The 12,172-nt window shown below is 57.4% G+C and carries 10 protein-coding genes; all 10 read left to right on the forward strand.

Going from position 1 to position 12,172, the window contains the following annotated elements; all coding sequences use genetic code 11:
* The first annotated feature begins 5 nt into the window (after positions 1-5).
* The 10 genes from GXN74_RS03160 (at position 6) to GXN74_RS03205 (ending at position 11,946) form a co-directional block, all read left to right on the forward strand.
* On the forward strand, positions 6-1,622 hold the full coding sequence (locus GXN74_RS03160; protein WP_162369469.1) for an ABC-F family ATP-binding cassette domain-containing protein: 1,617 nt from the start codon (positions 6-8) through the stop codon (positions 1,620-1,622).
* A gap of 26 nt (positions 1,623-1,648) precedes the next feature.
* Complete coding sequence (locus GXN74_RS03165) at positions 1,649-3,205, forward strand: ABC-F family ATP-binding cassette domain-containing protein (RefSeq protein ID WP_162369470.1); 1,557 nt, start codon at positions 1,649-1,651, stop codon at positions 3,203-3,205.
* Positions 3,206-3,240: 35 nt separating this feature from the next.
* Entirely contained in the window at positions 3,241-4,614 is a 1,374-nt protein-coding gene (locus GXN74_RS03170) for an NAD(P)/FAD-dependent oxidoreductase (RefSeq protein ID WP_162369471.1), read from the forward strand.
* 14 nt (positions 4,615-4,628) lie between these two features.
* Complete coding sequence (locus GXN74_RS03175; RefSeq protein WP_162369472.1) at positions 4,629-5,009, forward strand: RidA family protein; 381 nt, start codon at positions 4,629-4,631, stop codon at positions 5,007-5,009.
* A gap of 19 nt (positions 5,010-5,028) precedes the next feature.
* A complete protein-coding gene (locus GXN74_RS03180; RefSeq protein WP_162369473.1) occupies positions 5,029-6,411 on the forward strand; it encodes a CCA tRNA nucleotidyltransferase in 1,383 nt (460 codons plus the stop codon).
* 46 nt (positions 6,412-6,457) lie between these two features.
* Entirely contained in the window at positions 6,458-7,741 is a 1,284-nt protein-coding gene (locus GXN74_RS03185) for a PEGA domain-containing protein (protein ID WP_162369474.1), read from the forward strand.
* A gap of 42 nt (positions 7,742-7,783) precedes the next feature.
* Complete coding sequence (locus tag GXN74_RS03190) at positions 7,784-9,523, forward strand: phospho-sugar mutase (protein WP_162369475.1); 1,740 nt, start codon at positions 7,784-7,786, stop codon at positions 9,521-9,523.
* 154 nt (positions 9,524-9,677) lie between these two features.
* Positions 9,678-10,562, forward strand: a complete 885-nt coding sequence (ispE, locus tag GXN74_RS03195) for a 4-(cytidine 5'-diphospho)-2-C-methyl-D-erythritol kinase (RefSeq protein ID WP_162369476.1) — start codon at positions 9,678-9,680, stop codon at positions 10,560-10,562.
* Entirely contained in the window at positions 10,559-11,233 is a 675-nt protein-coding gene (locus GXN74_RS03200) for a GntR family transcriptional regulator (RefSeq protein ID WP_162369477.1), read from the forward strand. Before ispE ends, GXN74_RS03200 begins: the two co-directional genes overlap by 4 nt.
* Positions 11,230-11,946, forward strand: a complete 717-nt coding sequence (locus tag GXN74_RS03205; protein WP_162369478.1) for a 3'-5' exonuclease — start codon at positions 11,230-11,232, stop codon at positions 11,944-11,946. Before GXN74_RS03200 ends, GXN74_RS03205 begins: the two co-directional genes overlap by 4 nt.
* Positions 11,947-12,172 lie beyond the last annotated feature (226 nt).

A 12,172-nucleotide genomic window follows, 5' to 3' on the forward strand; every position in this document is an offset into this window, starting at 1 on the left:
TCATTTTGATTAGTGCAAATAATGTCAGTTTGAGCTTCAGCGACAAGAAGCTGTTTAAAGACGTGAACATCAAGTTCACCCATGGAAACTGCTACGGCGTGATCGGCGCCAACGGCTCGGGAAAGTCCACTTTCCTCAAGATCCTGTCCGGTGAGATCGAACCCAATTCGGGCGACATCGCCGTGACTCCGGGAGAACGGGTTGCGGTCCTGAAACAGGACCATTACCAATACGACGAGGAAACGGTCTTGGCAACAGTGATCATGGGTCACGCCAGACTCCATGCCATCATGCAGGAGAAGGACGCCATCTACGCCAAGGAGGAGTTCACGGAAGAGGATGGCCACCGGTCTGCGGAACTGGAAGCGGAATTCGCTGACCTGAACGGCTGGGATGCGGAGTATGATGCCGAAAAGCTGCTGGGTGGCCTGAAGATCGGGAAAGAGTTGCACCAGAAGAAAATGAAGGAGCTTTCCGGCGGGGACAAGGTCAAGGTGCTCCTGGCCCAAGCCCTGTTCGGAAATCCCCACATCCTCCTTCTGGACGAGCCCACCAACCATCTGGACTTCAAAGCCATCATGTGGCTGGAGGAATTCCTGATGGACTACGAGAACACGGTCATCGTGGTTTCCCATGACCGGCATTTCCTGAACAACGTGTGCACCCATATTGTAGACATCGACTTCGGCAAGGCCAACCTGTATGTGGGCAATTACGATTTCTGGTACCAGTCCAGCCAGCTGATGCTGCGCATGATCAACGACAAGAACAAGAAGGCGGAAGAAAAGATCGAGGAACTCAAGAGCTTCATCGCCCGCTTCAGCTCCAACGCGTCCAAGGCCAGACAGGCGACCTCCAGAAAAAAAATGCTGGACAAGATCAAGGTGGAGGACATCCGCCCCTCCTCCAGAAGGTATCCTTTCGTGGGATTCACACCGGAACGGGAACTGGGCAAGGACATCCTGCGGGTGGAGGGTCTGGAAAAGACCATCGACGGCGTGAAGGTCCTGCACAACGTCACCTTCACCCTGGGGAAAGGGGACAAGGTCGTGTTCCTGAGCAACAACGAGGCCGCGCGGACCGCCCTGTTCAAGATCCTCATGGGGGAAATGGAACCCGACGCAGGCAACTTCAGCTGGGGAGTCACGACCACAAGGGGCTACCTGCCCAAGGACAACAGCGAATACTTCAATGGCGTGTCCTTGAACCTGGTGGATTGGCTGCGCCAGTATTCCAAGGACCAGGACGAGTCTTTTGTCCGGGGATTCCTGGGCAAGATGCTCTTCTCCGGAGACGAGGCCCTGAAGATGGCTTCCGTCCTTTCCGGAGGGGAAAAGGTCCGTTGCATGCTGTCCAAAATGATGCTGTCCGGAGCCAACGTGGTGCTTCTGGACGAACCCACCAACCATTTGGACCTGGAGTCCATCCAGGCGGTGAACGACGGCCTGATCGCATTCAAGGGTGTCGTTCTGCTGGCCTCCCATGACCACAAGTTCATCCAGACCGTGGCCAACAGGATCATCGAGCTCACCCCCACAGGCATTGTGGACAGGATGATGGACTTCGACGAGTTCCTGGAGAACGACGAGCTGCAGGACCAGATCCAGGCCATGTACGTATAAGGCGAAAGAGAAGCAGGATATAGAAGATGAGCATATTGACGGTAGAAAACGTAAGCCATGACTATGGCGGAAGAACCATATTGGAAAACGCCTCCTTCCGGCTGCTGAACGGGGAGCACGTGGGTCTGGTGGGCGCCAACGGAGAGGGGAAATCAACCTTCCTGAACATCATCACAGGAAAGCTCATGCCGGATGCGGGGAATGTGGAATGGTGCAAAAGGATCACCACAGGCTACCTGGACCAGCATACGGTCCTGGAAAAGGGGCGGAGGATCCGGGATGTGCTCCGGGACGCCTTCAAGCACATGTATGAGCTGGAATTGGAAATGATGGCCATCTACGAGCGGATGGGAGAGGTGGAAGAAAAGGAGCTGGCCACCCTGATGGACGACGTGAGCGAAATCCAGACCACCCTGGAGCATCATGGCTTCTACATGATCGATGCCAAGATCGAGGAAGTGGCCAACGGACTGGGTCTGGGGGACATCGGCCTGGACAAGGACGTGTCTGAGCTCTCCGGAGGGCAAAGGACCAAGGTGCTGCTGACCAAGCTGCTGCTGGAAAGCCCCATGATCCTGATCCTGGACGAGCCCACCAACTACCTGGACGTGGAGCACATCGAGTGGCTCAAGAGCTTCCTGAAGAACTACGAGAACAGCTTCATCCTGGTGTCCCACGACATCCCCTTCCTGAACGACGTGACCAATGTGATCTACCACATCGAAAACGCGGAGCTAACAAGGTACAAGGGGGACTACGAGCAGTTCCAGCGCATGTACAACCTGAAGAAGAACCAGACACAGCAGGCCTATGAGAAGCAGCAGAAGGAGATCCAGAAGCTGGAGACCTTCATCGCGAAGAACAAGGCAAGGGTGGCCACCACCAACATGGCCAAGAGCCGCCAGAAGCAGCTGGACAAGATGGACATCATAGAGAAGGTGCGGGACAAGGTGAAGCCGGTCTTCGTGTTCAAGGAGGCAAGGGCCTCTTCCCGGTTCGTGGTGGAAGCCAAAGAGCTGGTCATCGGTTATGGGGAGCCGCTGACCAAGCCCCTGGACATCGTCCTGGAGCGGGGACAGAAGGTGGCCCTGCGGGGCGTGAACGGCTTGGGGAAATCCACGCTGCTGAAGACCCTCCTGGGCATCCTGCCGCCGGTTTCCGGAAAGGTCCATCTGGGGGACTACCTGTCCCCGGGGTATTTCGAGCAGGAATCCTCCAGGGAAAACAAGAACACGGCCATCGAGGAAATCTGGCAGCAATACCCCTCCATGACCAACCAGGAGGTCAGGGCCGCCCTGGCCAAATGCGGGCTGACGAACGAGCACATCACCAGCCTCATGCGGGTGCTCAGCGGAGGGGAAAACGCCAAAGTGCGCCTCTGCAAACTGATGCTCCAGGAAGTGAACTGGCTGGTGCTGGACGAGCCCACCAACCATCTGGACGCGGACGCCAAGGAGGAGTTGCAGCGGGCGCTGAAGGCCTTCAACGGGACCGTCCTGCTGGTAAGCCATGAACCGGAGTTCTACGAATCCTGGGTCACGGACGTCTGGAATGTGGAAGACTGGACAACAAAAATCGTGTGACGGCCCTAAGGCCATAAGAGAAAGAGGGTGCCCGCATGTTTGACCTGGTCATCGTCGGCGCGGGAGCGGCAGGCGTGTTCGCCGCCTATGAAATCGTAAGGGAACGGAAGGACCTGAAGGTCCTGATGCTGGAAAAGGGATTGCCCCTGGACCGCAGGAGATGCCCCAAAAAGGGGTCGGACCGGATGGAATGCGGCTGCAAGAGCTGCAGCATCATGGAGGGCTTCTATGGGGCCGGAGGTTTTTCCGACGGCAAGTACAACATCACCAACAATTTCGGCGGAGAGCTGCACAAGCACATCGGTGCCGAAGAGGCCATGGAACTCATGTGGCAGGTGGACGCCATCAACCTTGCCATGGGAGGGCAGGACGCCAAGCTGTACACCACAGCCGATAACGAGCTGAAACGGGAGGCGTTGCGCCATGACCTGCATCTGCTGGACGCACAGGTCAGGCATCTGGGAACGGACAGGAACCTGGTCATCGCCCAGAACATGTACGACTTCCTCAAGGACAGGATGCAAATCCGTTTCTCCACAGAGGTGGTCGGCATCCGGAAGGAAGGGGAGACTTTTTCCGTGGAAACGGAGAAAGGGACCTTCCAATGCAAGAAACTGATCCTTGCAACAGGACGCACCGGATCCAAGTGGATCGAACAGGTCTGCAGGAGCTTCGGCATCAGGACAACCAGCAACCGGGTGGACATCGGTGTCCGGGTGGAGCTTCCGGCTCTTCTCTTCAAGCATATCACGGATCAGGTGTATGAAAGCAAGATCGTCTACAGGACAAAGAAATACAACGACCTGGTCCGCACCTTCTGCATGAATCCCTACGGGGAAGTGGTCTCGGAGAACTACGGGGACATTGTGACCGTGAACGGCCACAGCTACGCCGATCCGGAGCTCCATACGGAGAACACCAATTTCGCCCTGCTGGTCTCCCACCAGTTCACGGAACCCTTCAAGGACAGCAACGAGTATGGGGCCTCCATCGCCCGCCTGAGCAACATGCTGGGGGGAGGCGTGCTGATGCAGCGGTTCGGAGACCTGGTGAAGGGCAGGAGGAGCAACGAGCGGCGGATGGCGAAATGCTTCACAAGGCCCACCATGGCGGCGACCCCCGGGGACCTGAGTCTGGTCCTGCCCAAAAGGCAGCTGGACGACATCGTGGAGATGATCCATGCCCTGGACAAGATTGCGCCGGGGACCGCCAATGAAGACACGCTGCTCTATGGGGTGGAAGTCAAGTTCTACAATTCAAACGTGGCGGTGGACGGACGGCTGGAGACCAGCGTGCCGGGCATGTTCATTCTAGGGGACTGCTCCGGGGTCACCCATTCCCTGTCCCAGGCAGCCGCCAGCGGCATCCATGTGGCCAGAATCCTGAAAGGGGACCTGGCTGCGGAATAACAAAGGAGGACATCATGGAAAGAAAGACGATACAGACAAACAAGGCGCCAGCCGCCATCGGACCGTACGCACAAGCCGTAGTTGTGGGGGACATGCTTTTCGCCTCGGGCCAGATTCCTGTGGATCCCGCTACGGGCGCGGTTCCGGAAACCATCGGGGAACAGACCGCACAAGTTTTTGCCAACATCCAGGCCATCCTTGCGGAAGCGGGTCTGACGCTGGACAACCTGGTGAAGACGACGGTTTTCCTGAAGGACATGAACGATTTTGCGGCCATGAACGAAGTCTACGCAAGTTTCTTCAAGGAGCGATTCCCGGCCAGAAGCACGGTGGAAGTGGCCAGGCTCCCCAAGGATGTGAAGGTTGAGATCGAGGCCGTTGCGTCCTTCAGATGACAAAGGCACGGGGTGTGCGATGAAACGATGGGATGGACAGGAAGTCGACATAGCAATGCCGGAGGACGTGCAAAGGATCATCCATACCTTGAACAACGCGGGGTATGAGGCCTTTGCCGTGGGCGGGTGCATCCGGGACAGCCTGATGGGCATCGTGCCGGAAGACTGGGACCTGACGACATCCGCTCCGCCGGAGGTCGTCAAGGGCCTCTTTCCGGCGACCATCGATACCGGAATCAAGCATGGAACGGTGACGGTCCTGCTGCACCGGCAGCAATACGAGGTGACGACCTATCGGATCGACGGCGAGTACGAGCAGCACCGGAAACCCAAGAACGTGTTCTTCACCGAAGACCTGGTGGAAGACCTGCGGCGCAGGGATTTCACCATCAATGCCATGGCGTACAACACCACCATGGGGCTGGTGGATTATTTCCACGGCAGGGAAGATCTGGAGATGGGCATCATCCGCTGTGTGGGAAACGCCGCGGACCGTTTTGAGGAGGATGCCTTGCGGATGCTGCGGGCCGTCCGGTTCTCCGCCAGGTTCGGGTTCGACATCGACCTCCAGACGGAGCATGCCATCGGGGAGAAGGCCATCCGGATGTCCAAGATCAGCGCGGAGCGGATTTATGCCGAGCTGAGCAAGATCCTCACTTCGGAACACCCCCACTACATGGAAAAGCTGGTGGACCTGGGCCTAATGCAGGTGATATTGCCGGAATTCCTGGCCACGGTGGGGATGGAACAGAACCATCCCCGCCATGTGCATCCGGTGGACAAGCATATCTATGAGACCCTGAAGAACGTCAAGAATACCCATATCCTCCGGTGGACCATGTTTTTCCACGACATCGGCAAGGGATTCACCAAGACGGTGGACGAGGATGGGGTGGACCATTTCTACAAGCATGTCTCCAAGAGCCTGGAGATCGCCAAGAAGGCCATGTCCAGACTGAAGTTCGACAACCGGACCCGGGAAGCGGTCCTGAAGCTGGTCCAGTACCACGATTGGAGGGTGGAGCCGGTTCCAGGTGCCGTCCGCAAGGCCGTCAACCAGATGGGAAGGGAGCTGTTCCTTGATTTTCTGGAGGTGCAGAAGGCGGACTACCTTTCCCAGAACCCTGTATTCCGGGAGGAGGAGGAACGGAAGCAGGAGGCCATCCTGGGGGTCTACAAGGAAATCATGCACCGGGGAGAGTGCGTTTCCCTGAAGGACCTTGCTGTCAACGGCAAAGATCTGATCCGGATCGGAATCAGCAAGGGAGAGACCATCGGAAGGGTCCTCCAGAGCCTCCTGGAGGCGGTCCTGGAGGACCCGGAAAGGAACAGGCAGGAAGGGCTGCTGGAGATGGCCAAGGAACTGGTGGACCAGGAAGAATACCTTGAAAAGGCGAAGTAGAAGAATTATAATGGATACCATAAAGAGAGAAGGGGAGGTGGATGGCATGGAGGAACCTCAAAAGAAGTCCCCTGGGGAATTGCGCAGGGACCAGCTTTTGAAATACGCTGTCCTTGGAATCCTGGGGGCGGTACTGTTGTTCATTCTTTTGGGTGTGGTTTCCTGCACCATCGCATCCAGAAAGGAAAAGCCGGGTGGATTGGAAGACACAAAGGTGCCTGGTCTGGAGGAAAATGTGGGAGGGGTGGGAAAGACCATCCGCAGCATGGTGCTGGTGCATGCCGTGGGAAGGAATCGGCTGGACGTCTATGACATCGACAATGACAAGACCCTGCAGCTGCAGCTGGAGGGGAAAGTGGAGTTGAAGAACGCGTACGGACAAGCCATAACACTGACGGACCTGCGACCGGGGGACATTCTGGAAGCTAAGTACGATGAGCGGGAGCTGGTGCCGGAAAGCCTTCTGGTGTCCGGCAAAGCGTGGACCCGTGCCGACGAAACGGGTGTGGAAGTGGATGCCGGCAGCAACACCATACGTTTGGGAAGCGACCGTTACAGCTATACGAAAGAGTTGATCCTGCACTACCGGGGGGAACCCTTGGAGGCCGGACGGCTGCATCCTGCGGATGTCCTGTTCCTGCGGGGATATCAGGACAAGGTGTGGTACGTGGAGGTCCTGCAGGCCCATGGAACCATCCGTCTGGAAAATTCCGCCGCCTATGCGGGAGGGAACCTGCAGATAGACGGAAAGCCCTATGGAACGGTGTCTGCGGACATGGAGGTGGCGGTCACTCCGGGAATCCGGACGGTGGAAGTCGTAAAAGAGGGCATGGAGCCTTTTAGCGCCACGGTCATGGTGGAGGAGTGGAAGACCGCACCCCTGGATTTGCAGGAGGCGGTGACCAAGGAGGGGACCTTGGAGATTTCCCTGGATCCAGGGGATGCCTTGGCGACCCTGGACGGCAACAGGGTGGAACCGGATGTCCCCCTGAGCATGGCGTATGGGAGTTATGTGCTGAAGGTGTCCAGGGAAGGGTTCTCTTCCCATGAGGAGACTGTCCTGGTGGACCAGGCATACCGGAAACTGACCATACGGTTGGAGCGCATGCCCGTGAATCTGCATGTGGACGCCCCGGTGGGGGCCGAATTGTATGTGGACGGAGCGTATGTGGGGATCATTCCGGTGACCACCCCGGTACGTCCTGGAAATCATGTGCTGACCGCCAGAATGGAGGGCTTCCTCTCCGTGGAGCAGGTCCTGCAGGTGGATGGGAACGCCGGTGACCTTAACCTGCGCTTGCCGGCCCTGGAGCCGGCAGCGGGGGAATAGGGCGCCTGACCATAGACGACGAAAAGAGATGGAGGCAAGGGTATGGATTATATGCAGAGGTATGGGGAATGGCTGGAAAGCGGGTATTTCGACGAGGCCACCAAAGAAGAGTTGAGAGGCATCGCAGGGGATGAAAAGGAGATCCAGGAGCGTTTCTATCGGGACCTGGAGTTCGGTACGGGAGGACTGCGGGGAATCCTGGGCGCCGGAACCAACCGGATGAACATCTATACGGTCCGCAAGGCCACCCAAGGCCTGGCCAACTACATCCTGGCCCAGGGAGGGAACGCGGCGGCCCGGGGGGTCGCCATCGCCTACGACTCCAGAAGGATGTCCCCGGAATTCGCCGATGAATCCATCCGGGTGCTGGCAGCCAATGGAATCAAAGGATATGTTTTCGAAAGCCTGCGGCATGTGGCTATCCTGTCCTATGCCGTCCGCAAGTTCCACTGCATCGCGGGGATCGTCATCACGGCAAGCCACAACCCCCCGGAATACAACGGCTACAAGGTCTACTGGGAGGATGGTGCCCAGGTGGCGGAACCCAGGGACGTGGAAATCATCGAAGAGGTCCTGAAGGTGGAGAAATACGACGATGTGAAATCCATCTCCAAGGAGGAGGCGGTCGCCCGGGGACTCTACGTGGTCATCGACGAATCCGTGGATGACGAGTACATCGCCGAGCTGAAGAAGCTCCTCATCGACCCTGCGGTGGTGGCCAAAGAGGCGGACGATTTCAGCATCGTCTACACCCCCCTCCACGGGTCAGGCAACATCCCTGTGCGGCGGATCCTGCAGGAAATCGGGTTTAAGAACGTGCACATCGTGAAGGAGCAGGAGTTGCCGGACGGGAACTTCCCCACGGTCGACTATCCCAATCCGGAAGACATCAAGGCTTTTGCCCTGGCCCTGGAGCTGGGCAAGAAGGTGGAGGCGGATGTCATCATGGCGACGGACCCGGATGCGGACCGGCTGGGTGTGCTTGCAAGGAACAAGGCTGGGGAGTTCATCGCCTTGAACGGGAACAACATTGGCGTCCTGCTCCTGGACTACATACTGGGAAGGAAGAAGGAGCTGGGACAACTGCCCGCAAACGGCGCCGTGGTGGAGACCATCGTGTCCACCAACATGGCCAAGACGGTTGCGCGGCATTATGGTGTGGAGCTCTTTGAAGTCCTTACCGGATTCAAATACATCGGAGAGAAGATCAAGGAGTTTGAAGCCACAGGAAGCCACCAATACCTGTTCGGATTCGAAGAAAGCTATGGATGCCTGATCGGCACCCATGCCCGGGACAAGGACGCCATTGTGGCCGTCATGGGCGTGGCGGAGCTGGCGGCCTATTACAAGGCCAAAGGCATGACCCTCTACGAGGCACTGGTGTCCCTGTACGAGAAATACGGGTACTACAAGGAAACCCTCCAATCCATCACCCTGAAGGGAATCGAAGGCGTGGCCCAGATCCAGCGGATCATGGACAGCTTCCGGTCGAACCCGCCCAAAGAGCTGGCGGGATCTGTCGTGGAGGAATTCAAGGACTACGATGCGGATAGGGTGTTGGACCTGAAGACTGGAGATTCGGCCCCCACGGGCCTTCCCAAGTCCAATGTCCTTTACTTTGAAATCGAAGGGGACGCATGGTGCTGCGTAAGGCCGTCCGGAACGGAACCGAAGGTGAAGTTCTACTTCGGCGTGAAGGGCTCCGATATGGAGGATGCGGATGCGAAAGCGGCCGCATTGGAAGGGGCCGTCATGGAGATTGTGAACGGGATCATCGGATAGAAAAGGCATCATCCATAGAAACAACCTGGGAAAAGCGCAGGACTTTATGAGAATAAAGGATTGCGCTTTTTTCTTATTTTCGCTATAATAGCAGGTATATGGTATACAAAGTGCATAAGAAAAACATGCTGCTGCAGGGGAGGGGTGGAGACAGGTGAACCAAATCGAAGTGAAGGCCAGGGCCAAAATCAACATATCCCTGGATGTGCTGGGGAAAAGGCCGGACGGCTACCATGATGTCCGGATGGTCATGCAGACCCTGGAACTTTACGACAGGCTCAACTTCAAGAAAATCAGAGGCGACAAGGTCATCCTGAAGACCAACATCCCCTATCTCCCTACCGACGAGAGGAATCTTGTGAACAAGATTGTAGGGTATATGAAGGAACGCTACAAAATCCGCACAGGCGTTTTCGTCCGCCTGAAGAAGGTGATTCCAGTGGCGGCCGGTCTGGCGGGAGGCAGCGCCGACGCAGCCGAGACGGTCAAGGCCATGAACAGGCTGTTCCATCTGGGGCTCTCCCTGGAAGAGATGATGGAGATCGGAGGCCGTTTCGGGGCGGACATCCCCTACTGCATGGTGGGGGGGACGGCCCTGGCGGAAGGGATTGGAGAAAAGATCACGTATCTGCCTGATTTTCCGGAATGCCATGTGGTGCTGGTAAAACCGAATTTCGGCGTGTCCACGGCCCATGTCTTCGGACGGCTGGACGCGGGGGCCCTGGACTGCCATCCGGACACCGAAGGCGTGCTGGAAGGGATCAGGAACAGGGACCTTGCGGCCATCGGCAGGTCCATGGGAAACGTGCTGGAAACCGTCACTGTAGCGGAACACCCCTTGCTGGCCGACATCAAGAAAACCCTGCTGGTGCATGGGGCCATAGGGGCGTTGATGAGCGGAAGCGGCCCATCCGTCTATGGCCTTTTCGCAGAGGAGGCGGCGGCCCAGGAGGCGGCCCGGCGGATCATCGAGAAGAAAATGGCCAAATTTGTCCGCACAACAAAAATACACAATCGAAAGAAGGTAGGATGCCAATGAACCAGCGTGATTTAAAGGTGAACATCAATGAATACCTTCCCTTGCGGGATGTGGTCTTCAATTCCCTCAGGGAAGCCATCTTGAAGGGCGAATTCCAACCGGGGGAGCGCCTGATGGAAAAGCAGCTTGCGGAGAAGATGGGTGTCAGCAGGACCCCCATCCGGGAAGCCATCCGCAAGCTGGAGCTGGAAGGGCTGGTTGTCATGATTCCCCGAAAAGGTGCGGAAGTGGCCCAAATCACCGAGAAGGACTTGAAGGACGTGCTGGAGGTCCGGGCAACCCTGGAGGCGCTGGCGGTAAAGATCGCCTGCCAGAAGATGACCGAAGAGGAACTGCAGGCGCTGGTCGACGTGAACGAACTGTTCAGGCAGGCCGCAAACGGACATGACACGGACCAGGTCATCCACCAGGATGTTGCCTTCCACGACATCATCTTCCAAAGCACAAGGAACGACAAGCTGATCCAGATCATCAACAACCTCCGGGAGCAGATTTACAGGTTCCGGGTGGAGTACATCACAAAAATGGAGGATTTCCAGACGCTGGTGGAAGAACACGACGACATCGTGGACGCCATACGGCACAGGAACAACACCCTGGCCCAGACCTTGGCGGAGCGGCATATAGAAAACCAGGAAAAAAGCGTGCGCACCTACATAGGGCTCCTATGAAGGACTACACCTGCGTCGACCTGGAGACCACGGGAATCCATCCGGCCTACAGCAAGATAACGGAAATCGGCATGGTCAAGGTGCGGGACGGCGCCGTCATCGCAACCTACAGCCGTCTGGTCAATCCGGGAATCGCCATCCCCCCGGAGATCACCCGCATCACCGGCATCGACGACGCGATGGTGGCGGGAGAACCCCCCTTGGAGGCGGTGCTTGGGGAAGTCCTGGAATTCTGCGGAATGGATCCCCTGCTGGGACACAACATCCTCTTCGACTACGGATTCCTGAAGACACACTTGGCCCAGGCGGGGGTGCCTTTCGAACGGAACGGTCTGGACACCTTGGCATTGGCCCGCCGTTTCGGGGAAGGCAAAGGCGGCAAGAGCCTTTCTGCCCTTTGCGACGCCTACCATATCCACAGGAAGCAGGCCCATCGGGCGTTGGAAGACGCCCTGGCCACCCATACCCTGTACGGAATCCTTAGGGACCGGCACTTCAGCCAGACCACCGCCTCGTATTTCGTGCCCAGGCCGCTGCAGTACAGGCCCCGGAAGGAGCAGCCCATCACAGACAGGCAACGGCGCTATCTGCTGGCTTTGCTGGACCGTTATCCGGTGCGGCTTTCGGAGCCCCTGGAAAAAATGACGAAAAGCGAGGCAAGCAGGCAAATCGACCGGATCCTTTTCGAATTCGGAAGGAACAGCAAGGAGTGATCAAACCATGTTCTTCACCAACAGATCGAGACTTAAGAAAATAGCCATATTCATTGCCCTCACGATGGTGGCCAGCATGCTGGCAGCCATCGTGGCCCCCTATCTCTACTGATGCGGCCGCCCTCCGGGCGGTCGTTTCCGTGCTGCAGGAAAGTGCGGACACTCCTGGTGCAGGGGGCTTGCAAAGGAGAAGCCCGCATGATATAATAACGTAAACGGCCTAACA

This window comes from Anaerotalea alkaliphila (assembly GCF_010179735.1).
Taxonomy (GTDB): domain Bacteria; phylum Bacillota; class Clostridia; order Lachnospirales; family Vallitaleaceae; genus Anaerotalea; species Anaerotalea alkaliphila.

Excerpts from the sequence above, each read along its gene's own strand:
- GXN74_RS03165 (WP_162369470.1), top strand. The coding sequence starts at position 1,649 with ATGAGCATATTGACGGTAGAAAACGTAAGCCATGACTATGGCGGAAGA.
- GXN74_RS03170 (WP_162369471.1), top strand. The coding sequence starts at position 3,241 with ATGTTTGACCTGGTCATCGTCGGCGCGGGAGCGGCAGGCGTGTTCGCC.
- GXN74_RS03175 (WP_162369472.1), top strand. The coding sequence starts at position 4,629 with ATGGAAAGAAAGACGATACAGACAAACAAGGCGCCAGCCGCCATCGGA.
- GXN74_RS03180 (WP_162369473.1), top strand. The coding sequence starts at position 5,029 with ATGAAACGATGGGATGGACAGGAAGTCGACATAGCAATGCCGGAGGAC.
- GXN74_RS03185 (WP_162369474.1), top strand. The coding sequence starts at position 6,458 with ATGGAGGAACCTCAAAAGAAGTCCCCTGGGGAATTGCGCAGGGACCAG.
- GXN74_RS03190 (WP_162369475.1), top strand. The coding sequence starts at position 7,784 with ATGGATTATATGCAGAGGTATGGGGAATGGCTGGAAAGCGGGTATTTC.
- GXN74_RS03200 (WP_162369477.1), top strand. The coding sequence starts at position 10,559 with ATGAACCAGCGTGATTTAAAGGTGAACATCAATGAATACCTTCCCTTG.
- GXN74_RS03205 (WP_162369478.1), top strand. The coding sequence starts at position 11,230 with ATGAAGGACTACACCTGCGTCGACCTGGAGACCACGGGAATCCATCCG.